The 23,796-nt window shown below is 72.7% G+C and carries 20 protein-coding genes; 10 read left to right on the top strand and 10 right to left on the bottom strand.

Annotated features, from left to right (window positions below; all coding sequences use genetic code 11):
• Positions 1-118: 118 nt before the first annotated feature.
• Positions 119-1,408, top strand: coding sequence for a glucarate dehydratase family protein (locus tag HA039_RS27605; protein ID WP_167034055.1), 1,290 nt, complete (start codon positions 119-121; stop codon positions 1,406-1,408).
• A 49-nt stretch (positions 1,409-1,457) separates the two neighbouring features.
• Here the strand turns inward: HA039_RS27605 and HA039_RS27610 are convergent, their stop codons facing one another.
• From HA039_RS27610 to HA039_RS27625, 4 genes are all read right to left on the bottom strand, one after another.
• The gene (locus tag HA039_RS27610; RefSeq protein WP_167034056.1) at positions 1,458-2,369 is read right to left on the bottom strand and encodes an MBL fold metallo-hydrolase; all 912 of its coding nucleotides are present in this window, start codon (positions 2,367-2,369) and stop codon (positions 1,458-1,460) included.
• 167 nt (positions 2,370-2,536) lie between these two features.
• Positions 2,537-2,920 carry a DUF202 domain-containing protein gene (locus tag HA039_RS27615; RefSeq protein ID WP_167034057.1) on the bottom strand — a complete coding sequence of 128 codons (384 nt, stop codon included), beginning with the start codon at positions 2,918-2,920 and terminating at the stop codon, positions 2,537-2,539.
• A complete protein-coding gene (locus HA039_RS27620) occupies positions 2,920-3,312 on the bottom strand; it encodes a YidH family protein (RefSeq protein ID WP_167034058.1) in 393 nt (130 codons plus the stop codon). The genes HA039_RS27615 and HA039_RS27620 overlap by 1 nt, the downstream gene beginning before the upstream one ends.
• 10 nt (positions 3,313-3,322) lie before the next feature.
• A complete protein-coding gene (locus tag HA039_RS27625) occupies positions 3,323-3,841 on the bottom strand; it encodes an NUDIX domain-containing protein (protein ID WP_167034059.1) in 519 nt (172 codons plus the stop codon).
• 175 nt (positions 3,842-4,016) lie between these two features.
• On the opposite strand from HA039_RS27625, the gene HA039_RS27630 reads away from it, so the two are divergent.
• Positions 4,017-5,672: an FAD-binding dehydrogenase gene (locus HA039_RS27630; RefSeq protein ID WP_167034060.1), complete on the top strand. Its 1,656-nt coding sequence runs from the start codon at positions 4,017-4,019 to the stop codon at positions 5,670-5,672.
• A gap of 25 nt (positions 5,673-5,697) precedes the next feature.
• Here the strand turns inward: HA039_RS27630 and HA039_RS27635 are convergent, their stop codons facing one another.
• Positions 5,698-6,120 carry an ASCH domain-containing protein gene (locus tag HA039_RS27635; RefSeq protein WP_167034061.1) on the bottom strand — a complete coding sequence of 141 codons (423 nt, stop codon included), beginning with the start codon at positions 6,118-6,120 and terminating at the stop codon, positions 5,698-5,700.
• Positions 6,121-6,352: 232 nt separating this feature from the next.
• Between HA039_RS27635 and HA039_RS27640 the strand changes: the two genes are divergently transcribed.
• The 4 genes from HA039_RS27640 (at position 6,353) to HA039_RS27655 (ending at position 10,476) form a co-directional block, all read left to right on the top strand.
• Positions 6,353-7,312, top strand: coding sequence for a hypothetical protein (locus HA039_RS27640; protein ID WP_167034062.1), 960 nt, complete (start codon positions 6,353-6,355; stop codon positions 7,310-7,312).
• 46 nt (positions 7,313-7,358) lie between these two features.
• Entirely contained in the window at positions 7,359-8,969 is a 1,611-nt protein-coding gene (locus HA039_RS27645; RefSeq protein ID WP_167034063.1) for an APC family permease, read from the top strand.
• Positions 8,970-9,089: 120 nt separating this feature from the next.
• Positions 9,090-9,815 carry a molybdopterin-dependent oxidoreductase gene (locus HA039_RS27650; RefSeq protein WP_167034064.1) on the top strand — a complete coding sequence of 242 codons (726 nt, stop codon included), beginning with the start codon at positions 9,090-9,092 and terminating at the stop codon, positions 9,813-9,815.
• A complete protein-coding gene (locus HA039_RS27655; protein ID WP_167034065.1) occupies positions 9,757-10,476 on the top strand; it encodes a cytochrome b/b6 domain-containing protein in 720 nt (239 codons plus the stop codon). Before HA039_RS27650 ends, HA039_RS27655 begins: the two co-directional genes overlap by 59 nt.
• A 58-nt stretch (positions 10,477-10,534) precedes the next feature.
• Here the strand turns inward: HA039_RS27655 and HA039_RS27660 are convergent, their stop codons facing one another.
• Entirely contained in the window at positions 10,535-11,038 is a 504-nt protein-coding gene (locus tag HA039_RS27660; RefSeq protein WP_167034066.1) for a gluconokinase, read from the bottom strand.
• Between the two features lie 219 nt (positions 11,039-11,257).
• On the opposite strand from HA039_RS27660, the gene HA039_RS27665 reads away from it, so the two are divergent.
• Positions 11,258-12,343 (top strand): S-(hydroxymethyl)mycothiol dehydrogenase, encoded by a 1,086-nt coding sequence (locus HA039_RS27665; RefSeq protein WP_167034067.1) that lies wholly within the window; start codon positions 11,258-11,260, stop codon positions 12,341-12,343.
• On the top strand, positions 12,343-12,981 hold the full coding sequence (locus HA039_RS27670; protein WP_167034068.1) for an MBL fold metallo-hydrolase: 639 nt from the start codon (positions 12,343-12,345) through the stop codon (positions 12,979-12,981). The genes HA039_RS27665 and HA039_RS27670 overlap by 1 nt, the downstream gene beginning before the upstream one ends.
• On the opposite strand, the gene HA039_RS27675 is transcribed toward HA039_RS27670, so the two are convergent.
• On the bottom strand, positions 12,966-13,907 hold the full coding sequence (locus HA039_RS27675) for a pseudouridine synthase (RefSeq protein WP_167034069.1): 942 nt from the start codon (positions 13,905-13,907) through the stop codon (positions 12,966-12,968). The two genes, HA039_RS27670 and HA039_RS27675, sit on opposite strands and share 16 nt — an antisense overlap.
• Positions 13,908-14,218: 311 nt before the next feature.
• Between HA039_RS27675 and HA039_RS27680 the strand changes: the two genes are divergently transcribed.
• Both HA039_RS27680 and HA039_RS27685 read left to right on the top strand, forming a co-directional pair.
• Positions 14,219-15,091 carry a DMT family transporter gene (locus HA039_RS27680; RefSeq protein ID WP_167034070.1) on the top strand — a complete coding sequence of 291 codons (873 nt, stop codon included), beginning with the start codon at positions 14,219-14,221 and terminating at the stop codon, positions 15,089-15,091.
• Between the two features lie 218 nt (positions 15,092-15,309).
• Positions 15,310-18,741, top strand: a complete 3,432-nt coding sequence (locus HA039_RS27685) for a CARDB domain-containing protein (RefSeq protein WP_167034071.1) — start codon at positions 15,310-15,312, stop codon at positions 18,739-18,741.
• A gap of 70 nt (positions 18,742-18,811) precedes the next feature.
• On the opposite strand, the gene HA039_RS27690 is transcribed toward HA039_RS27685, so the two are convergent.
• The 3 genes from HA039_RS27690 to HA039_RS27700 all read right to left on the bottom strand — a co-directional run bounded on the left by HA039_RS27690 (position 18,812) and on the right by HA039_RS27700 (position 23,639).
• Positions 18,812-20,986, bottom strand: coding sequence for a pentapeptide repeat-containing protein (locus tag HA039_RS27690; protein WP_481906681.1), 2,175 nt, complete (start codon positions 20,984-20,986; stop codon positions 18,812-18,814).
• 88 nt (positions 20,987-21,074) lie between these two features.
• The gene (locus HA039_RS27695) at positions 21,075-21,746 is read right to left on the bottom strand and encodes a lysophospholipid acyltransferase family protein (protein WP_167034073.1); all 672 of its coding nucleotides are present in this window, start codon (positions 21,744-21,746) and stop codon (positions 21,075-21,077) included.
• A 138-nt stretch (positions 21,747-21,884) separates the two neighbouring features.
• The gene (locus HA039_RS27700) at positions 21,885-23,639 is read right to left on the bottom strand and encodes an NlpC/P60 family protein (RefSeq protein ID WP_167034074.1); all 1,755 of its coding nucleotides are present in this window, start codon (positions 23,637-23,639) and stop codon (positions 21,885-21,887) included.
• Positions 23,640-23,796 lie beyond the last annotated feature (157 nt).

The following is a 23,796-nucleotide window of genomic DNA, read 5'->3' on the forward strand; positions in this document are numbered from 1 at the left end:
ATGATGCCGACCAGTCGGTATGCCGTCCACCACATGGTCCGGGAAACAGGGGACGAGAGACGGACGCCACCGTCCCCGCCTCTAGCTCCACGGTCGCTCCTCTGAATAGAGTTCACGTATGGATACCGCGCTGCTCATCGACGAGGTCCGGCTCACCCCCATCCTCATCGCCGACCCCCCGCTGCTGAACACGCAGGGGGTGCACCAGCCCTACACCCCCCGGCTCGTCGTGGAGGTCGTCACGCGCGGCGGGGTCACGGGGATCGGCGAGACGTACGGCGACGGGAAGTACCTGGCGCTGGCGGAGCCGCTCGCGCGGGCGCTCCCGGGCCGCCCGGTCAGCGATGTGAACGGGCTGTTCGCGCTGGCCGACGAGGTGTGCGGCGATCCCGGCAGCACGGACGCGCGGGTGGACGCGGGCGGGCTGCGCGGGGTGCAGACCGCCGACAAGCTCCGCCTCTCCGTCGTCTCGGGCTTCGAGGTCGCCTGCCTGGACGCCCTCGGCAGGACGGTCGGCCTGCCGGTGCACGCGCTGCTCGGCGGCAAGGTCCGGGACACCGTCGAGTACAGCGCGTACCTCTTCTACCGCTGGGCGGAGCACCCGGGCGGCGGCGCCGAGGACGACTGGGACGCGGCCCTCGACCCGGCGGGCGTGGTCGCCCAGGCGCGTCGCTTCTCCGAGGAGTACGGCTTCTCGTCGTTCAAGCTCAAGGGCGGGGTGTTCGAGCCCGACCAGGAGATCGCGGCCGTCCGGGCGCTCGCCGAGGCGTTCCCCGGGCAGCCCCTGCGGCTCGACCCCAACGGCGCCTGGTCCGTGCCGACGTCGCTGTACGTCGCCGAGCGACTGGCGGACGTCCTGGAGTACCTGGAGGACCCGGCGAGCGGGACGGACCTGATGGCCCAGGTGTCGGCGGGCACGTCCGTGCCGCTGGCCACCAACATGTGCGTCACGACCGTGCCCGAGATCGCCGAGGCCTTCGCCTCGGACGCGGTGCAGGTCGTGCTCTCCGACCACCACTACTGGGGCGGACTGCACCGGACCCGTGAACTCGCCTCCGTCTGCCGCACGTTCGGCGTGGGGCTCTCGATGCACTCCAACACCCACCTGGGGATCAGCCTGGCCGCGATGACCCACGTCGCCGCGACCGTCCCGAACCTCGACTACGCCTGCGACAGCCACTACCCGTGGCAGACCGAGGACGTCATCACCGCCCGGCACACCTTCAGGAACGGCCGGCTCGACGTGTCCGACGCGCCCGGGCTCGGGGTGGAACTGGACCGCGAGAAGCTCGCCGTACTGCACCGGCGGTGGCTCGACGACGACGGCCGGATGCGCGAGCGGGACGACGCGGCGGCGATGCGCGAGGCGGACCCGGCGTGGAAGACCCCGACGATCCCGCGCTGGTGAGGGGGCCGGCCGGCCGATCCGCCGCCCTCGCGGCACATCTGACGTCCCCTCAGGCGTAACAGGCCACCGGAATGCCGCCGTTCATCGCCGTCATGTCGGCGAACAGGGCGGCGGCGTCCAGCGGCGAGCCCTCCGGCAATCCGTCCAGCTCCGCGTAGGCGCGGTGCAGGTTGGCCACCAGCCGTACGCTCTCCCGCAGCGGGGCGAACTCCCCGGGTCCCGCCCGGCGCGCCGCCTCCAGCGGGGTGAGCCCTCCGGCACGGCCCTGGGCGGCGACCTCGGCGACGTACCGCAGGTAGCGCTCCGACGTGTCGTACACGGACGGGTCGGTGACGGGACCGTGCCCGGGGACGACGACGGACGCGTCCAGGGCGCGCAGCAGCTCCAGCGCCCGCAGCGAGCCGCTCAGCGACCCCGTCGCCACGAACGGCGTGACGCCGTGGAAGACCAGGTCGCCGGTGAACACGACGCCCTGGGCGGGCAGGTGCACGAACGAGTCGCCCAGGCTGTGCGCCACCCCCGGATGGACGATCCGCGCCTCGACGCCGCCCACGTGCACGGTCAGCCGGTCCCGGTACGTGAGGGTCGGCTCGATGATCCGGATGTCGCCGAAGTCGTGGTGCGGCCACACCCGGTGGAGCTGCCGGCCCGCCGCCAACTGCTCGCTGCGACAGGCCTCGTGGCCCACCACGACCGCCCCGGGCGCGAACACCCCGTTGCCGTAGGTGTGGTCCCCGTGGTGGTGGGTGTTGACGACGGTACGGGGGAGCGGCACCCCGGCCGCCACGACCGCCTCCCGCAGCGCCTCGGCCCGGCGCCGGGTGGCGGCGGTGTCGACGAGCAGGGTGGAGCCGCCGTCACTGACGAATCCGGCGTTGTTCAGGCACCAGCCGCCGTCCGGCTGGATGTAGGCGTACACCTCGGGCGCGAGTCTGAGGAGGTACGGATCCGTGGCAGGCATGGGAGATCCCCTGGTCGAGGTGGCGCTGTAGGCCCAGAGACTGCCACCCCACCCCCGCCACGCATACCGCCGCACGGGACCCTGCCCCACGCATGTGCCACCAGCACGAACCTCCCGCGCGGCGCCCGCCGAGCGCACCCCCCCCCGCGGCCCAGCGCCCCCCGGCGTCACGCCATGACCGCCACCGCGAGCCCCGCCAGCAGCAGCGTGCACCCCGCCGCCGCGACCGCCGCGAGACGTGGCATGGCCCGGGGCTCCGCCGTGGCCAGGGCGACCAGGCGCCGGTGCGTGAGCGCCACGAAGGCCAGCCACACCAGCGCGGTCAGCGTGATGGCGACCGCGCCCGTCGTCGTACCGCCGTGGTGGACCGCCTGCCGCCCCGCCAGCACCGCGACCACCGTGCAGGCCAGTGTCGTCCGGCGCCAGGCCAGCCGGGTCCGCTCCGGCTGGAGCCCCGGATCCCGCTCGCCCCCCGCCCCCGGATCCCGGTCACCCCCAGCCCCCGGATCCCGCTCGCCCGACGCCCCCGGATCCCGCTCCCCGGCCGCCATCAACGGCCCCCGCCCAGCGCGACCACCACCACCATCACCACCGCGACCACCGCCACCACCAGGCTCAGCACGGTCGGGAAGCGGGAGACGGGCAGCGGCTCCCCGCGCCGGATCGCCCGCTCGCACCGCACCCAGTGGTCGACCGCCTGGAGCGCGCACAACGCCCCGGCCGCGAGCAGCGCCACCGCCAGCCCGACCCGTACCCCCCACCGCAGGTGCGGCAGGAACTGGTCCACCGCGAACCCACCGCCGACCAGCGCCAGCGCGGTACGCAGCCAGGCCAGGAACGTACGCTCGTTGGCCAGCGTGAACCGGTAGTCGGGCGTCTCGCCCTCCTCGCCCAGGCGCTGGGGCGCGAACCACAGCCGCAGGCCCCGCACGAAGTCGCTCACAGGGCGCACCCTACGCGCGGCGGGCGCGGAGCCGCTCGTACGCCGCGAGCCCGTCCGGCACCCACTCCCACCCGCCCGGCCGCACCCGCCGCGCCACCTCCTCCTCCGGGAGGAACGCGTGCCAGGCCACCTCCTCGGCCTGCGGCCGCACCGGCAGCACGCAGCGCACCTCGTACACGTACGACCACCAGCTCTGCCGCCCGTCGGCGGACTCGTACAGGAAAGGGAACAACGGCTCGGGGCGCGGCAGCCCCGAGACCCCCAACTCCTCCTCGGCCTCCCGCAGCGCCGCCTCGTCGTACGTCTCGCCCGCGCCCACCACCCCGCCCACGAACATGTCGTACAACGAGGGGAAGACCAGCTTCTCCGCGGTCCTGCGGTGCACGAACACCCGGTCCTCCGCGTCCCGCGCGAGCACGAACACACACCGGTGGCGCAGCCCCTTCGCGTACACCTCGCCGCGCGGCGCCCGCCCCACCACACGGTCGTTCTCGTCGACGACGTCCAGGATCTCGTCCGCTGCTCCCATACCCCCATCCAAGCAGCCCCGCCGACCGCCCCCGCCGACCGGTCGCCGGGCGGGTCGCGGGCGCGGGCCGGAGGTCAATCGGGCACAGGAGGTTGACTCGTTACTCGCGCGTACGCAAGATCGGACCATTCGCTCGCCCCCTGACCCGTGACGGATCCGCGAAGGATGGAAGCCCATGGCGTACGACGCCGATGTGATCGTGATCGGGGCGGGACTTGCCGGCCTGGTCGCCACCGCCGAACTCGTCGACGCGGGCCGCTCCGTCCTCCTGCTGGACCAGGAACCGGAGCAGTCGCTCGGCGGGCAGGCCCACTGGTCCTTCGGCGGACTGTTCTTCGTGAACTCGCCAGAACAGCGCCGCCTGCGCGTCCGGGACAGCCGGGAGCTGGCACTCCAGGACTGGCTGGGTACGGCCGGCTTCGACCGTACGGAGGACCACTGGCCGCGCAAGTGGGCCGAGGCGTACGTCGACTTCGCGGCGGGCGAGAAGCGGGCCTGGCTGCACCGGCAGGGGATGCGCTTCTTCCCCGTCGCGTCCTGGGCGGAGCGCGGCGGGTACGGCGCGGCGGGCCTCGGCAACTCGGTGCCGCGCTTCCACGTCACCTGGGGGACCGGACCCGGAGTGGTCGAGCCGTTCGCGCGGCGGGTGCGCGAGGGCGCCGCCCGGGGGCTGGTGGAGTTCCGGTTCCGGCACCGGGTGACCGGGCTCGGCAACACCGCGGGTGTCGTGGACACCGTGACGGGCGAGGTCCTGGCGCCGAGCGACGCCGTACGGGGCGAGGCGAGCACCCGCCGGGTCACCGGCGCGTTCGAGCTCAAGGCCCAGGCCGTGATCGTCACCTCGGGCGGCATCGGCGGCAACCCCGACCTGGTCCGCGCCCAGTGGCCCGAGCGGCTGGGCCGCCCGCCGCGCACCATGCTCTCCGGCGTGCCCGCGCACGTGGACGGCCTGATGCTCGGCATCGCGGAGTCCGCGGGCGCCCACCACATCAACCGCGACCGCATGTGGCACTACACCGAGGGCATAGAGAACTGGGACCCGATCTGGGCCCGGCACGGCATCCGCATCCTCCCCGGACCGTCCTCGCTCTGGCTGGACGCCCGGGGCCGCCGCCTGCCGGGCCCGCTCTTCCCCGGCTTCGACACGCTCGGGACGCTCGAACACATCATGCGGACCGGGTACGAGTACACCTGGTTCGTCCTCGACCAGCGCATCATCGGCAAGGAGTTCGCCCTCTCGGGCTCCGAGCAGAACCCCGACCTCACGGGCAAGTCGGTCCGCGACGTCATCGGCCGGGCGCGCGCCGACGTCCCCGGCCCGGTGAAGGCGTTCATGGACAAGGGCGCCGACTTCGTCGTGGAGAAGGACCTGTCCGCGCTCGTGCGCGGGATGAACGCCCTCACCGAGGAGCCGCTCATCGACGAGGCCGCGCTGCGTCGCGAGATCGTCGCGCGGGACCGGGCGACGGTGAACCCGTTCGGCAAGGACGCGCAGGTGACGGCGGTCCGGGGGGCGCGCAGGTACCTGGGCGACAAGCTGATCCGTACGGTCGCCCCGCACCCCCTGCTCGACCCGGCGGCGGGCCCGCTGATAGCCGTACGGCTGCGCATCCTCACCCGCAAGTCCCTCGGCGGCCTGGAGACCGACCTGTCGTCGCGCGTCCTGACCGAGGGCGGCGACCCGCTGCCCGGTGTGTACGCGGCGGGCGAGGCGGCCGGCTTCGGCGGCGGGGGGATGCACGGCTACCGCTCGCTGGAGGGGACGTTCCTGGGCGGCTGCATCTTCTCGGGCCGCGCGGCGGGCCGGGCGGCGGCGAAGGCGGTGGGCTGAGCGGGGCCGTACGCGGGGCGCCCCCTCAGAGCCGTTCCACGACCCGGAACCTCTCCACCACCAGCAACGTCCCGTCGTGCACGGTGAATTCGGGGTCGCCCAACGCCTCCCGCATCTCCTCGCCGTGCCAGAACCGCTCGTGATCCGCCCGCCATTGGGCCACCGAGGTGTGCCCCTCGCCCTCGTCCAGGGCGAGTTGGAGGTCGGCGGCGCCGAGCGGCAGCACCCGTACCCCGGTCAGTTCGACCACCGCCACCTCGCGGCCCGCCGAGTCGATCAGGGCCGATCGCTCCCCGACCGGGGGCAGTTCCTCGCGCTCGGCCTCGTACTCCGCGAGCAGCCCCGTCGTCGCGACCTTCCGGCCCTCCAGCACGGCCGCCACCAACCGGTCACGCACCGGGCCGGGGAAGGCGAGCAGTAACGGCGCCAACGGTTCTCGGTTCTCCATGAGGGCCACCCTAGGGTGTGGCGGCGACGGGCCCCGGCTGGCCGAAAAGCGTCCCATCTGGGGTTATGCGGACGAGGACCCTCCGGGGTCCTGGTCCGGCCACCGCAACCACGCCCGCGCCAGGGCGATATGACTGTGCCTTACATCGAGATACCGCTTGACGCGAGGCCATACCTACCGATTTGCTGTGCCCGGTCCTTTCTCGTCCACGCGCCCTGGAGGAATCCCGCGGATGTCCCCGCCTCCGCCACCCCTCGGCCGTGCCCGAAGACGTAGCTCACGTTCCGGCCACTCCTTCGACCCCGCACTGGACGACACCGAACTCGCCTCCGTACGCGACCAGTTGGCTCAAGGACGATGGTCCGAGGCCCGCTCCCTCCTCGCCCGGACCGGCGACGAATGGGACCGCAGAGGCCACCGCGTCGTCGTCCTCGCCCAGGCCTCCGGCGCCGCCGCCTGGACCCGCGACTGGCTGCTCGCCGAACCCGAGAGCCCCGACGCCGCCACCCTCCTCGCCTGCGCGACCGTCTTCGCGGCCCTGCGCGGCAAGGAACCCGAACACCGGGCCGTGGACGCCTGCCGGGACGCCGTACGTCGCGCCCCCGCCGACCCCACCCCCTGGCTCGGCCTGCTGCTCCTCGCCCGCACACGCGGCACGGAGGAAGAGACCTCGCAGCTCTTCGAGGAGGTCAGGACCCGCCACCCCGACCACCACCACGCCCACCACCTGATGGCCGCCCGCCTCGCCGAACGCCGCCCCGACGCCGGCCAGGACCCCCTCCACGAGGTCTACGACTTCGCCGCCTGGGCGGCCGAACAGGCCCCCGCGGACTCGCCGCTCGCCGTCCTGCCCGTCGTCGCGCACGCCGAGCGCTACCGCGTCCTCGCCGCCGCCCGCCTGGAACCCGCCGACCCCGCCGCCTCCGGGCACTGGACGGGCCGCCGGGCCCGCCAGGTCCTCAAGGGCGCCTTCGACTGGTGGCTGGAGTGGGAGAGCGAGGACCACCCGCGCAACCGCGTCGACCTCAACTTCCTCGCCCACGCCCAGTGGTACGACGGCCGCGTCGCCGAGGCCGCGGCGCTCTTCCACCGCATCGGCCGGCACAACACCCCAGCCCCCTGGTCCTACCCGGACCGGGACCCGCACCACGCCTTCCTTGCCGCGCGCAACGCCGCGCTCGGCTCCGTCTGACGCGCCCGCGATACGCGCCGGCGATCCCCGAAAGGACACCCCTGTCATGTCGACGGGCAATTCGAGCACGGGCACGAGTTCCGGTTCGAACTCCAGCACGCCAACGCACACGGGTACGGTCTCCGACAAGGCCCCCGGCTCCGGCACCGGCACCGGCTCCGGTCAGATCAGCACCTTCAAGGGACAGGAGCGGGCGCTTCGCGCGAACCGCCTCGGCACGTCGGGCCTCCTGCTCTCCGTGCTCGCCGCCAGTGCGCCCCTGATGACCGTCGCCGGCGTCATGCCCACCGTCTACGGAGTGATGGGGGTGGTCGGCCAGCCCCTGCTGTACGTCATCCTCGGGGTGGTCCTCGTCCTGTTCAGCTTCGGGTACGCCGAGATGAGCCGCCACGTCCACAACGCCGGCGCGTTCTATGCGTACATAGCCCGCGGGCTCGGCCCGACCGCCGGCGCGGGCGCCTCGCTCGTCGCGCTCCTCGCGTACAACGCCATGCAGGTCGGCATCTACGGCCTCTTCGGCTTCGAGGTCTCCGGGCTCCTCGCCACCTACCTCGACCTGACCGTCGCCTGGTGGGTGCCCGCCCTGGCCGCCGCCGTGCTCGTCGGACTCCTCGGCTGGCTCAAGATCGACCTGAACGCCAAGGTGCTCGGCGTCCTCATCCTCATCGAGGTCACCCTCGTCGTGATCTTCGACGTCGCCTTCGTCGCCGACCCGGGCAAGGACGGCGTCTCGCTCCAGGCCTTCAACCCCGACGCCCTCACCGGCGCGGGCCTCGGCACCGCCCTGTGCTTCTGCATCGCCGCCTTCGTCGGCTTCGAGCAGGCCCCGGTGTACGCCGAGGAGACCAGCCGCCCGAACGTCGTCGTCCGACGCGTGATGTTCCTCGCCGTCGGCCTCTCCGCGCTGTTCCTCGCCGTCAGCGCCTGGGCGATCTCCGTCGCCGCCGGCCCCGGTTCGGTCGTCGCCACCGCGGGGGAGCAGGGCCCCGGCCTGATCTTCGGCCTCACCGAGGACCGCCTCGGCACGACCTTCACCGACGTCCTCCACGTGCTGTTCGTCACCGGCATGTTCGCCGCGCTGCTCAGCTTCCACAACGTCGTCGCCCGCTACGCCTTCGCGATGGGCCGCGAGGGGCTCCTGCCGGCCGCCTTCGGCCGTACCAGCGCGTCCAGCGGCGCCCCCGCCTACGGCTCCGCGCTCCAGTCGGTGTTCTCCCTCGTCGTCGTGACCGCCTTCGCCGTCACGGACGACAAGCCCGCCGGCGACCCGACCGCGCCGATCCTGCGGCTCTTCACCTGGATGGGCAACATCGGCGCGCTCGGCATCATCCTGCTGATGGCCGCGGCCTCCTTCGCCGTGATCGCGTTCTTCGTACGGCGCGGGGCGGGCGGCGCGCAGGCACCGCGCCTCGTCGCCTCGGCCCTGGCCGGCCTCGCGCTCGTCGCCGTCGCCGTCTACACCGTCAAGGACTTCGACCTGCTGGTCGGGGCGGGACCCGGCTCCGCGCTGCGCTGGATCCTGCCCGGGATCGTCGGCCTCACCCTGGTGGGCGGGCTGGTGTACGGAGCGGTCCTGCGTACGGTCAAGCCCGAGGTGCACGCCAGGATCGGCCTCGGGAACGAGGCGTTCCAACTGGAGAAGGCCTCCCGGTCGTAGCCACCCCACGGCCGCTGTGCGACGCCGTGACGTCGCACAGCGGCCGTACAGGTCTGACGAAAGTCTGACGGATTCCCGCCGTCCCTGGCTTCCGGGGCCCGCGGGTGGTCGAATCAATGAGTGAACCATCAACGGAATGAGCCCGCCGGAACGCCGGTGGGGCGGCGCGTTCTGCTCTCCACCCTGGGGCTGGGCGCCGCGGGACTGGTCGCGGCCCCCCACATCCAGAGCGGGCTCGACTCCTTCCTCGGCGCGGTGTCCAGCCAGGACCCGACCGGCCTCAGCGGGCTGCTGCCCAACGGCGGCGGGTTCCGCTACTACTCGGTGACCGGTTCCGTACCGCACAAGGACGCCGGGAACTACCGGCTCAAGGTCGACGGCCTCGTCGACCGGCCCGCCACGTACACCCTGGACGCCCTGCGGAAGCTGCCGCAGACGCGGGTCGTCCGCGACGTGCAGTGCGTCACGGGCTGGCGCGTCCCCCACACCCCCTTCACAGGGGTCAAGGTCTCCCAGCTCCTCGACGCGGCCGGGGTCCACCCCGACGCCAAGGCGATCCGGTTCACCTGCTTCGACGGGACGTACACCGAGAGCCTCACGCTCCAGCAGGCCCGCCGCGCCGACGTCCTGGTGGCGCTCACGATGCAGGACAAGCCGATCGGGCACGCGCACGGCGGCCCGGTCCGGCTGTACGTGGCGCCGATGTACTTCTACAAGTCGGCGAAATGGCTCTCCGGGATCTCCGTCACCTCCGACGTCCGCCCCGGCTACTGGGAGGAGCGTGGCTATGACGTCGACGGCTGGGTCGGCCGGTCCAACGGACGCGACGACGCCCCCACCGTCTGAGGGCGGGCGGGGACCGGGGGAGGGGACCGCGCGGGAGGGGTCCGGGTCCCCGGGCACCGGGCGGCTGCGCCGCAGGTTCAGCCCCGCCGAGCGCTGGGTCCACCGCACCACGGGCGTCCTGATGCTGGTGTGCGTGGCGACGGCGGGCTTCCTGTACGTGCCGCAGCTCGCCGAACTGGTCGGCCGCCGCTACCTCGTGGTCACGGTGCACGAGTGGTCGGGGCTGCTGCTGCCGGTCCCGGTCCTGGCGGGTCTCGCCTCCCGGCACTTCCGCGCCGACCTCGGCCGGCTGAACCGCTTCTTCCCGCACGACAAGGAGTGGCTGCGCGCCGTACGACGGCGTGACGCCAGGCCCGAGTCCCGCCCGGCGGGGAAGTTCAACGCGGGCCAGAAGATCTACGCGGCCTGGATCGCGGGCGCGGTGCTCGTCATGGTCGGTACGGGCCTGCTGATGTGGTTCACCGGCTTCGCCCCGCTCGTGTGGCGCACGAGCGCCACCTTCCTCCACGACTGGCTGGCCCTCGCCATCGGCGTGGTGCTCCTCGGGCACATCGGCATGGCGTACGCGGACCCCGAGGCCCGGCGCGGGATGCGCACGGGCTCGGTGGAGCGAGCGTGGGCGCGGCGCGAGCACTCGGAGTGGCGGGAGGACGACTCCTGACCGTACGGCCGCTCCCGCCGTGCCCCCGCCCCCGGCCCCAGCCCCCGGCCTCCGACTGTCAGAGCCGCCGCAGCGCCTCCACCGCCCGCCCCGTGATCTCCTCGGGCGACCCGGAGACCTCCACCGCCACCCCCGCCTCGTCGTCCTCCAGCGGCTGGAGCGTGGCGAACTGCGAGTCGAGCAGCGCGGTCGGCATGAAGTGCCCCTTGCGCGCGGCCATGCGCTCCTCGATCAGCGCCCGGTCACCGGCGAGGTGGACGAAGACCACGTCAGGGGCGGCGGCCCGCAGCCGGTCCCGGTAGGAGCGCTTGAGCGACGACGCGGCGACCACCCCGCCCTGCCCCGCCCGGCCCGCGGCCCACGCGCCGACGGCGTCCAGCCAGGGCCACCGGTCGTCGTCGTCCAGCGGGGTGCCCGCCGACATCTTGGCGATGTTCTCCGGCGGGTGGAACGCGTCCCCCTCGGCGTACGGGACGTCCAGCGCCTCGGCGAGCAACTGCCCGACGGTGGTCTTCCCGGTGCCGGACACCCCCATCACCACCACGACGTGCGCAACACTCATCGGTTCCCTGCCCCTCACTGACCGTCCCTGACGCCTGACGGCCGTAAGTATGTCCTCCCCCGCCTCCGCCACTCCCGCCTCCGCCACTCCCGCCGCCGCCACTCCCGCCCCTGCGACTTCCGTCCCCGCCACCCCCACCCCCTGACCCCGCCGTCCCCGACGCGAGATAGTAGGTGCGGACAGTGTCGTTCGCGCGGTACGAGGAAAGCGGGTTGTTCCATGGCGCAGCAGGTGCGCGGGGTCGTCGCCCCCGGCAAGAACGAGCCGGTGCGGATCGAGACGATCGTCGTCCCCGATCCGGGCCCCGGCGAGGCGGTGGTGAAGGTCCAGGCGTGCGGTGTCTGCCACACGGACCTGCACTACAAGCAGGGCGGCATCAACGACGACTACCCCTTCCTGCTCGGCCACGAGGCCGCCGGTGTCGTGGAGTCGGTCGGCGAGGACGTCACCGACGTGGCCCCCGGCGACTTCGTGATCCTCAACTGGCGCGCGGTGTGCGGTAGTTGCCGGGCCTGCCTGCGCGGCCGGCCGTGGTACTGCTTCAACACCCACAACGCGACGCAGAAGATGACGCTCCTCGACGGCACGGAACTCTCCCCGGCCCTCGGCATCGGCGCCTTCGCCGAGAAGACCCTCGTCGCCGCCGGGCAGTGCACCAAGGTCGACCCGAGCGTGTCCCCGGCCGTCGCGGGCCTGCTCGGCTGCGGCGTGATGGCCGGCATCGGCGCGGCGATCAACACCGGCCAGGTCGGACGCGGCGACTCGGTCGCCGTCATCGGCTGCGGCGGGGTCGGGGATGCCGCCGTGGTCGGCGCCCGCCTCGCGGGGGCCGCCCGGATCATCGCCGTCGACATCGACGACCGCAAGCTGGCGACGGCCAAGGAGATGGGCGCCACCCACACCGTCAACTCCCGCTCCACCGACCCCGTCGAGGCCATCCGCGAACTCACCGGCGGCTTCGGCGCGGACGTCGTCATCGAGGCCGTCGGCCGCCCGGAGACGTACGAACAGGCCTTCTACGCACGGGACCTGGCCGGAACGGTCGTCCTGGTCGGCGTCCCCACCCCGGAGATGAAGCTCGAACTGCCCCTGCTGGACGTCTTCGGGCGCGGCGGCTCGCTCAAGTCCTCCTGGTACGGGGACTGTCTGCCCTCCAGGGACTTCCCGATGCTCATCGACCTCCACCAGCAGGGCCGTATCGACCTCGCCGCGTTCGTCACCGAGACCATCGGACTCGGCGACGTCGAGAAGGCGTTCGCCCGGATGCACGAGGGTGACGTGCTGCGTTCGGTGGTGGTGTTCTGATGGCCTCCTCCGCACCCCGCGTCGACCACCTCGTCACCTCGGGGACGTTCTCCCTCGACGGCGGCACCTGGGACGTCGACAACAACGTCTGGATCGTCGGTGACGACTCCGAGGCGATCGTCATCGACGCCGCGCACGACGCCGCCGCCATCGAGGCCGCCCTCGGCGGCCGTACGCTGCGCGCCATCGTCTGCACCCACGCGCACGACGACCACATCGACGCGGCCCCCGCCCTCGCCGCCGCGACCGGCGCGCCGATCCTCCTGCACCCGGACGACCTGCCGCTGTGGAAGCTGACCCACCCGGACCGGGCCCCCGACGGCGAACTCGCCGACGGCGCCACGCTCGACGTCGGCGGCGTCACGCTGACCGTGCTCCACACCCCCGGCCACGCGCCGGGCGCGGTCTGCCTGTACGTCCCCGCCCTGTCGACGGTCTTCACCGGCGACACGCTCTTCCAGGGCGGCCCCGGCGCGACCGGCCGGTCGTTCTCGCACTTCCCGACGATCATCGACTCGATCCGGGACCGGCTCCTCGCGCTGCCCCCGCAGACCGTGGTCCGCACCGGCCATGGCGACCCGACCACGGTCGGCGCCGAGGCGCCGCACCTGGAGGAGTGGATTCAGCGCGGCCACTGAGCGGGCGGCAGCAGGCGCGACCCGCTGGTGAAGCGGAACGGCTCACCGGTCAGCGGATCGGTGAACTCCAGCACCGTCGCGAGGAGTTGCAGCGGACGCGTGTGGTCGTCGGGCGCCGGCTCCCGTACGACCGGGTACAGCGGGTCGTGCAGGAGCGGCAGCCCGAGGCTGTTCATGTGGACCCGCAGCTGATGGGTGCGGCCGGTGGCCGGCGACAGCCGGTACCGGCCGAACCCGCCCCGCCGCTCCAGCAGTTCGACCCGGCTCTCGCTGTTGGGCTCCCCGGGGACCTCCCGGGCCGCCTGCTCCCCGCGCTCCTTCTCGATCCGGCTCCGGACGGTGACGGGAAGCGCCACCGCCGGGTCGTACGGCGCGACGGCCTCGTACTCCTTGCGGACCGCCCGGTCCCGGAACAGCGTCTGGTACGCGCCGCGGTCCCCGGCCCGTACGACACACAGCACCAGCCCGGCCGTCAGCCGGTCCAGGCGGTGCGCGGGCTGGAGCTCGGGCAGCCCCCACGCGCGGCGCAGCCGGGCCGGCAGGGTCTCGGTGATGTGCGAGCCGCGCGGGGTGGTGGCCAGGAAGTGCGGCTTGTCGGCGACGAGGATCCGCTCGTCGCGGTACACGACCCCCACCTCGAACGGCACCCGGTCCTCGGGCGCGAAGTCCCGGTGGAACCACAGATACCGCCCGGCGGCGTACGGCTCCGTCGCCCGGACCGGACCGTCCAGGCCCACGAACCGCCCCTCGCGGAACATCGCGTCGACCCGCTCCACCCCCACGGCGGACCCGAACCGCGCCACCAGATGATCCCGTACGGTCTCCCACGCCCCACCGGGATCGGCGGGCAGCCGCACCCGCACGGCGTCCACCCCCTCACGCTGCGGCAGCGGAGAGGCCGGCGGGGTGCGATGCCGATGCCCCACGAACCGCCCCTTCCCGTCCCGGACGCCCCCGCCCGACACCACCCACACAGCCACCCCACCCTACCGACCAGCCCACCCGCCCCTCCCGCCCCAAGGCCCACGACCGCTCCTCCCGCTCCAAGACCCACGACCACCCCGGCCTCCCCAAGCCCCACGACCACCCCGCCCCACGCAAGATCGTCGGCCCCCCGCCCCCCCGGCGCCCAAGATCCACAAGCTCCCCCGCACACCCCTAGCCCGTTCGGCCCCCGCCTCGCGCCCCCCGCCGGGATGAGACCGGATCCCGCGCCGGCCACCCGCATGATGGACCGGTGATCAGTGTCCTGTTCGCCGTCCTGACCGCGATCAGCAACGGCTCCGCCTCGGTGCTCCAGCGGCGCGCCGCGTCCACGGTGCCCGACTCCGACGCCCTCCACCTCTCGCTGATCCGGCACCTGCTCCGGCAGCGGGTCTGGCTGGCCGGCATCGGCCTGGTCATCGTGGCCGCCATCTGCCAGGCGATCGCGCTCGCCACCGGGGCCATCGCCGTCGTCCAGCCGATCTTCGTCATCGAGCTCCCCGTGACCCTGCTGATCGCGAGCTACGTCTTCCGCTCCCGGCTCCCGGGCTCCGCCTGGCTGGGCGTCGCGGCGGTGACCTCGGGACTCGCGCTCGGGCTGGGCGCGGCGTCGCCGGGCGGCGGCACCGAGACCGTGGACCCGATCGCCTGGGTCCCGGCGCTGATCATCACCCTGGGCGTCGAGGTCGTGCTGATCGGCGCCGCGCAGCGGGTACGGGGCAACCCGCGCGCCGCGCTCTTCGGCCTCGCCGCCGCCGTCGGGTACGCGCTGACCGCCGCGCTGCTGAAGGACGCCGTGTCCCGCATCGAGGACGGCGCGGGCGTGGTCGCGCTGCTCTCCGCCTGGCAGTTGTACGCAACCGCCGTGGCCGGGATCGGGGCGCTCTTCCTCCTCCAGAACGCCCTTCAGGCGGGCTCCCTGGTGGCGTCCCAGCCGATGCTGACCCTCGGCGACGCGTTGATCAGCATCACGTACGGGGTGACGCTGTTCGGCGAGAACGTGCGGACCGGCTGGTGGCTGGTGCCCGAGCTGATCGGCGTCGCCCTGATCACGGCGGGCTGCCTCGAACTGGCCCGCTCACCCCTGGCGTCGGGCACCGCCCCGCCCAAGCCCCGCGTGCGCTGACACCCGCTCTCCGCCGAGCCCGGTTTCGTGCTGCCCAATTGATCGTCGTGTGTAAACCGTTGACAAAACGGTGACACGATTGGAATCTGTGACTCGCAAAAAACTGTGCAACTGGCTCAATTTTTTCAGAATCTCCTCGCAACTTCGTGGCAAGAGTCCGACCCGCAGGCCCCCCTCCCGCGGCCCCCCACTCTCTCGTTCCGACAGACAGAGGACCCATGAAAAGAACGCAGCTCAGCAGAGGGTTGATCACCGGCCTGGTGACGGCCGCCCTGATCGCCTTCGGGCTCATACCTCTCTCCACCGAGACCGCCTCCGCGGCCGACCGCCCCAACGTCGCCGCCGGCCGTACCGCCTCGGCGAGCGGGTCCGAGGGCAGCCATCCCGCCTCCAACGTCACGGACGGCAACCAGCAGACCTACTGGGAAGGCCCGAACAACGGCTTCCCGGGCTGGGTCCAGACCGACCTCGGCAGCAACGTCGCCGTCGACCAGGTGGTGCTCAAACTGCCGACGACGTGGGAGGCGCGCACCCAGGCCGTCGCCATCCAGGGCAGCACCAACGGGACGACGTTCAGCACCCTGTCCGCCACGCAGGCCCGGGCGTTCTCCCCGGCCTCGGCGAACACCGTCACCATCGACTTCACCTCCACGAGCGTCCGGTACGTCCGGGTGAGCATCACCGGGAACACCGGCTGGCCCGCCGCGCAGGTCTCCGAACTCGCGGTGTACGGCCCGGCGGCCACCGACCCGGACCCCGACCCCGACCCCGATCCGGGCACGGGTACGGACCTGGCCCGCGGCAAGGCGATCGAGGCGAACTCGTCGGTCTTCTCGTTCGTCGCGGCCAACGCCAACGACAACAACCTCGCCACGTACTGGGAGTCCAACGGACACCCGTCGAACCTCACCGTGAAGCTCGGCGCCGACGCCGACATCAGCGCCGTCGTGGTCAAGCTCAACCCCGACTCCGCGTGGGGGCCGAGGAGCCAGAACATCCAGGTCCTCGGACGCGCCTACACCGCCGCCGGCTTCACCTCGCTCAAGGCGCGCGCCGACTACGCCTTCAACCCGGCGACCAACCAGAACTCGGTACGGATCCCCGTCACCGGCCGCGTCGCCGACCTCCAGCTCCAGATCTTCGCCAACACCGGCGCGGGCGGCGGCCAGGTCGCCGAGATCCAGGTCATCGGAGTCCCGGCCCCCAACCCCGACCTGACCGTCACCGCCCTGTCGTGGACCCCCGCCGCACCGGTGGAGACCGACACGACCACCGTCAACGCGACCGTACGCAACGCGGGCACCGCCGCCTCCCCGGCGACCACCGTCAACGTCAGCGTGGGCGGCGCCGTCGCGGGCAGCGCCCCGGTCGGCGCACTCGCCGTCGGCGCCTCGGCCACCGTCCCCGTCACCATCGGCAAGCGCGCCGAGGGCAGTTACCGGGTGACCGCCATCGTGGACCCGACCGACACGGTCGTCGAGCAGGACAACAACAACAACAGTTTCGTGGCGACGGCCCAGCTGGTCGTCGGCCAGGCCCCCGGCCCCGACCTCCAGGTGCTCAGCATCGACTCCACCCCGGCCAACCCGGCCGTGGGATCACCGGTCCAGTTCACCGTGGCGGTGAAGAACCGCGGCACCACCGCGTCGGGCGCCACCACGGTCACCCGCCTGACGGTCGGCGGCACCACCCTCAACACCAGCACCCCGTCGGTCGCCGCGGGCGCCACCGCCAACGTGAGCGTCACCGGCACGTGGACCGCCACCAGCGGCGGCGCCACCCTCGTCGCCACCGCCGACGCCACCAACGTCGTCACGGAGACCAACGAGACGAACAACGCGTTCTCCCGGGCGATCGTGGTCGGGCGCGGCGCGGCCGTCCCGTACACCGAGTACGAGGCCGAAGCGGGCCGTTACCAGGGCACGTTGCTGGAAGCGGACGCCGAACGCACCTTCGGGCACACGAACTTCGCCACCGAGTCCTCCGGCCGCAAGTCGGTACGGCTCAACAGCACCGGTCAGTTCGTGGAGTTCACCTCCACCGTCCCGACCAACTCGATCGTCGTCCGCAACTCCATCCCGGACGCGGCGAACGGCGGCGGCATCGAGGCCACCATCGGCCTGTACGTCAACGACACCTTCGTCAGGAAGCTCACGCTCTCCTCGAAGCACAGCTGGCTGTACGGCGACACCGACGGCCCCGAGGCCCTGACCAACACCCCGCAGGCCGACGCCCGGCGGCTCTTCGACGAGGCGAACGCGCTGCTGTCGACGACGTACCCGGCGGGCACCAAGTTCAAGCTCCAGCGCGACGCGAGCGACACCGCGTCCTTCTACATCATCGACCTGATCGACCTGGAGCAGGTCGCGCCGCCGACGAGCAAGCCGGCGGAGTGCACCTCCATCACGTCGTACGGCGCGGTGCCCGACGACGGCATCGACGACACGACCGCCATCCAGCGGGCGGTGACGGACAACCAGAACGACGTCATCGACTGCGTGTGGATCCCGGCGGGCCAGTGGCGCCAGGAGAAGAAGATCCTGACCGACGACCCGCTGAACCGCGGCCAGTACAACCAGGTCGGCATCAGCAACGTCACCATCCGGGGCGCCGGCATGTGGCACTCCCAGCTCTACACCCTGACCGAACCGCACCTGGCGGTGGGCAGCATCAACCACCCGCACGAGGGCAACTTCGGCTTCGACATCGACGACAACACCCAGATCTCCGACATCGCCATCTTCGGCTCCGGCCGGATCCGCGGCGGCCCCGGTGGCGCCGAGGGCGGAGTCGGCCTGAACGGGCGGTTCGGCAAGAACACCAAGATCTCCAACGTGTGGATCGAGCACGCCAACGTCGGAGTCTGGGTCGGCCGTGACTACGACAACATCCCCGCCCTGTGGGGCCCCGCCGACGGGCTGGAGCTCACCGGCATGCGCATCCGCGACACGTACGCCGACGGCATCAACTTCACCAACGGCACCCGGAACTCCAAGGTGTTCAACTCCTCGTTCCGCACCACGGGCGACGACTCCCTGGCGGTCTGGGCCAACCGGTACGTCAAGGACACGTCCGTCGACGTCGCGCACGACAACCAGTTCGTCAACAACACGATCCAACTGCCCTGGCGCGCCACCGGCATCGCGGTCTACGGCGGCTACGGCAACAAGATCGAGAACAACCTCGTGTACGACACCGCCAACTACCCCGGCATCATGCTGGCGACCGACCACGACCCGCTGCCCTTCACCGGCCAGACCCTGATCGCCAACAACGCCCTGTACCGCACCGGCGGAGCCTTCTGGAACGAGGACCAGGAGTTCGGTGCCATCACGCTCTTCGCCCAGAGCAGGGACATCCCCGGCGTCACCATCCGGGACACCGACATCTACGACTCGACCTTCGACGGCATCCAGTTCAAGACCGGCGGCGGCAACGTGCCCTCCGTCGCGATCAACAACGTCAAGATCGACAAGTCCAACAACGGCGCCGGCATCCTCGCCATGAGCGGCGCCCGCGGCAGCGCGACCCTGACCAACGTCACCATCACCAACTCGGCCGACGGCAACATCGTCACCCAGCCGGGCTCCCAGTTCGTCATCACGGGAGGCACCACAGCGGCCAGAGCCTGGGGCCGCGCGAACCAGTAGCACCCACGGCGGGGCCGACCGGAGAACCCCTCCGCCCGGCCCCGCCCCACGCCCGCGCCACGGACCCGGCTCAGCGCCTCACACGGTTGCGGACGGCCAGGACCGCGAGGGCCAGGAGGACGGGCTCGGCCAGTCGAGAGGTCATCTCGATGTAGGTGCCGGCGGTCGTCAGGTCCTGGCCCGAGGACCGGAAGACCACCGAGTTGAGGGTGACGTTCACGGCCTTCTCGAAGCGCTCCCCGGTGAACCGGGCCCCCGTGGGGCCGCGGGGATCGTCCTTGCCGATCGTGAAGGTCACCCGCCCGCCACCGGCCGGTACGGTGCCGGTCGCCTCGTACCCCGGGGTGTCCCCGGGCAGCCCGAAGCCCATCAGCAGCACGACGGTGACGAGCATCGCGGCGGCGAGCCAGCCCAGCGCCCGGGAGGCGCGCAACCCGTACCCGGACAACAGCCAGTAGCCGTGCAGCAGTCCGCGCTCGGCGCGGGTGCCGCCGGCGCGGTCGTGGCGGCGCATCTCCATCTCGCCGTAGTAGAAGTCCGCGGCGCCCGGCTCGTTCTTGCCGTCCTCGAAGGACTTCCGCAGCGCCCGGTACACCGGCGCCAACTGCGCGGGCCCGACGCGCCCGGCCCCGGCCCCGCCCGCGCTCCAGCCCGGTGCGGCCGACGGCCGTCCCGCGCGCCAGTGGTGTTCCTCGGCGAGCGTGCGCCGCCGGGTGAACCGTATGGGCAGCCCGCCCCGCCCGCGCGTGCGGGACGGGACCGTACCGAACGCACACGCGCCCTCCAGCCGGATCTGGTCGAGGTGCACCGTCCCGGTGAACAGGCATTCCGCGAGTCCGACGTCGGCGAGGACCAGGTGGGCCGCGTCCACGCCGCGCAGCGAGGTGACGCGTACGGCGGCGTCGGACGTGCCGAACGTCGCGTCCTCCCGCACCTGTTGGCCGTCGGGGAGCACGAACGGATCCAGCTCCGCCGCGAGGGTGAGCGGATACTCGAAGACCGCGTGGGCGAAGTCCACCGCGGTGTGGCGCAGACGCAGCTCGGCCGTCGAGGACCAGCGGGTCCGCCGGCACTCCAGGCGGCGCGCGGCGAACGCGAGGCTCACCGGGCCGCCGAACACCGCCCCGGACAGCACGACGCGCCCGGCACACACCAACGGCCCCAGCTGCGGAGCCCTCTCGAAGGCCGCCCGGGTGAACAGGGCGTCGCTCCCGAAGACGGCCGCCCCGAAACCGGAGCCGCCCTGGAACACCGTCCCCTCGAACACGGCATCGCCCCGGAAGGCCGCCGCCCCGAACCCGGCCTCGCTCCCGAAGGCCGCCGACGCGAACAGGGCCCTGCTCGTGAAGACCGCCGACGCGAAGTCGGCGTCCCCCTTGAAGCTGGCCGACTCGAACGCGCCGTCGCGCCGGAAGGCCGCCGAGCCGAACAGGGCGACGTCCTCGAAGACCGCCGACGCGAACCGGGCGACGCCCTTGAAGACCGCCAACCTGAACCCGGCCTCACGCCCGAAGGTCACCGCCCCGAAACCGGCGACCCCCTCGAAGGTCGCCAACCCGAACCGCGCCCGGCCCGCGAAGGCCGCGGACCGGAACCGGGCGACGCCCTTGAACGACGCCGACTCGAACAGCGCGTCGCCCTCGAAGACCGCCGCCTCGAACCCGCTGTCCCCCTGGAAGTCCCCGGACCTGAACCAGGCCTCGCCCCGGAAGGCCGCCGACTGGAACCACGCGTCCCCCTCGAAGACCACCGACCCGAACCGCGCCTCGCCCTCGAAGACCACCGACTCGAACAGCGCGACGCTGCCGAAGACCGCCGCCCCGAACCCGGCGCCGCCCTCGAAGACCGCCGAGTCGAACAGAGCGATGCCCCGGAAGACCGCCGACCTGAACCAGGCGTCGCCCTCGAAGGTCGCCGCCCCGAACAGCGCGTCGCCCTCGAAGGTCGCCGAGTCGAACAGCGCCTCGCCGAACCGGGCCTGCCCGGTGTCAGGGTCACGGAGGGCGGTGAGAAGGGCATCGAGAAGGGGTTCGGTGAAGGGAGTGCCCCGGTGGTCCACGTCGGACCCGGGCGCCAGCCCGGCCAGATAGGCGCCGCGCCCGGCGCGGTCCAGGTGGGCCAGACAGGCGGTGTGCCCCGCCACCCGGATGCCGGGGCACCCGGACGGAGCCGCTTCACTCGCGCCCTGGCCGCAATGCGGCCGGCGAGGCTGCCGGGGGGACGGTTCGGGGCTGGGCGACGGCATACCCCGAAGGACGACCGGACACGGCCGGTGGTTGCGCCCCCACGCAGCCCGAACTCCCCGGCGTACGCGGCGGGAACGCCGAGCGCGCTCAGGCGGCCAGTGCCGCCGGTTCACCCAGACGCGAGGCCGCCGTCCGCCACGCCGCGGTAACGGCGAAGTGCGCCCGCGCGGTCAACGCACCGCCCCCGTCCCCGCCCCCCTCCATCAGGAGCGGAGCCCCGACATGAACGTGAAGGCGGGGACGCCGCAGCGGCGCGGTGGCCAGCCCCGCCCACTGCTTCGCGACCGACCCGGAGACGACCCGGCGCGCGCCGGCCTGGCCGACCGGGATGACCGGCGCCCCCGTCCGCTCCGCGAGCCGGGCGAGCCCGCGGCGGAAGGCACCCGGCGCGGCCTCGGCCGCGTCCTTGCGGTCGGGCAGCCCGCCCTCGGCGTAGATCAGGATGTGCCGCCCCCGCTCCAGCGCTTCCTGGGCGAGATCGAGCGACCGGGACGCGCGCGGATCGCCGCGATGCACGGGGATGTGGCCTTCCCGGGCGAGGACGCCACCGAGCACGGGTATGCGCCAGAGACCGGCGGTCGCCATGACCACGGGCCGGGTACCGAGGCGCTGCAACGCGGCCAGCACGATCGCCGGATCCGCGAGTGAACTGTGGTTGGCGACAACGATCCCGACCGGGAGCCGCTCGGCCCCTTCGTCGACCGTGACCGTCAACTGCCCGAAGACGGGAACCACATGACGAGCAAGGCGGCTGAGCACGAGCAACTCCACTTCACTAGGGACGCCCCCCATAGTCCCCGCCAAGCCCCCCACACACCTGAGCCCCCGTACTCATTCACCCGCCATGCCCGCACGAGCCGCCGCGCGCGCCGTACCCACGGCCCACTTCGGCGCGGCTCAGACGCGGTGCACCGTGTGCAGCGTCCTGGCGTAGGTGCCCGTGCCGTCCAGGAGGGAAGCGCCGCCGAGGCCGGCCATGGTGGGCCCGTTCGCGGTCTTGCGGCTGGAGAGGAAGCAGCGCCGGCCGGCCGCGTCCCCGCCCAGGTAGATGCCGACATGGTCGACGGTGGCCGTCGGATTGTCGTCCCCGGAGTCGGCGTTGAACAGCACCAGGTCACCGGCCTGGAGCAGGGCAGCGGCGGGCGGCCCGGCGCCGTCGGTCCGGTCGACGCGCACGCCGGGCAGGTAGTCCGCCATGTGCCGGGACTGGCGGGGGATGCGCAGCCGGGAGGTGTCCTGGCCCGCGGCCAGCGGCACGCCCATGTGGTACCCGTACACCATGCGCGTGTAGCCCGAGCAGTCGAGATGGCCGACCTGCTTGCTCGACGGCCCCGTGTGGACGCCGTCCTCGAAGGTCCAGCCGATGTCCATGTACTCGTGGAAGTCGGCCCCTTCCTGGGGGAAGCCCTGAGGATCCAGGGAGCCGTATCCCGCTTCGCCGAGCACCTGCCTCCCCTGGGCCGGTCCTGCCCCGGCCGTCACGGCCGGGGCCCCCGCGAGGAACATCGCCGCGTGCGCGAGCACGTCCGGAGCGGTGGAGCCGACCCAGCCGCGTACGGTCCGCTCGACCTCGTCGGTCCATGAGCCGTCGAAGGGCCGGGACAGCACACGCACCCAGTCGCCGTGCGTGACATTCGCCGGGACGTCCCAACGCGCCGCGTCGACCTGGAAGCGGCTGACCCGGAGCGTGACGGGCAGGTTGGTGCACCCGCTGTTGGCCAGCGCCCGCAGGCCCACCCGGCCCTTCGTGAAGGTGGAGTCACTGACGTCGACGGCCCACGCGGACGGCTCCGCCGCCCCCGCACGCCATGCCTTGGCCTGGATGCGGGCGCCCTCACGACGCACCCGGATCGTCCAGTCGGTCCCCGCGGAGACGCCCGTGGCGAGCGTCAGGGCCGGGGCCAGCTGGGTGACCGTGTCGGAGACCTCCTTCTCGACCCGCAGTTCGACCGTGCTCGTGGTGAGGAAGGACAGCCTGGCCCGATAATTGTTGTGCGTGTCCTGGTAGCCGAAGGACAGCGCGTACGAACAGGCCTGACCGGTGGGCACCTTGTCGAACCGGGCCACCGAGCGCACGTCGACGTCGGTGATCTCGTCGTCGCGCAGACTCGCGTGACGGCTGGCGTTGTCGGTGGTGAGGGCGATGACCCCGGCGCCCGGCACCACCGAGTAGTCGGGATCGACGGGCCCGAGGGTCGACCAGCTGCCGCCGCCGGGGGAGGTGCCCCAGTACCGCCGCTCCGAGTCCGGCACCGACAGGTCCGGCAGGGTGCGCCGGAAGTCGTCCACGAAAGGCGACTTGTCCTCGCTGAACGTACGCGGCGGCCCGGCCAGCACGACGGTCCTCGCACCGTGGGTCAGCAGCGCGACCCGCTTGCCGCCGGAGCTTACTTCCGTACGGGCCGGCGTCCCAGGGAGCACGGTCGCGGTGAGCGCGGCATCCAGGGTTACGGAGACGAAGTGGGACGCGTCCAGCGGAGCGAGGGTCACGGAGGAAGGCGTCGAGACGGGAGCGGCCGACGTCGCGAAAGGCCGCACGGACGCGGCCGGGCCGGCGGCGCGCACGGCGGCGGTGGCCGGGCCGCCGAGCGGGACAGAGGCGGCGGAGGCGGCGAGAGAGACCAGCAGACGGCGCCGAGAGGGGGAAACCATACGGCACATGATCCGACGACCTCCCGGACGCGCCAACCCGGCCGCGGCCGGGCCGCGGACGGGGAGCCGGAACAAGAGACCTCCGCCGAGTCCGGCCCGGATCCGCACCGGGTGAACTTGGTGAACTTCCCTGACAGGTCACGAAAGATTCGGAATA

The sequence above is a fragment of the Streptomyces liangshanensis genome (assembly GCF_011694815.1).
Lineage (GTDB): Bacteria > Actinomycetota > Actinomycetes > Streptomycetales > Streptomycetaceae > Streptomyces > Streptomyces liangshanensis.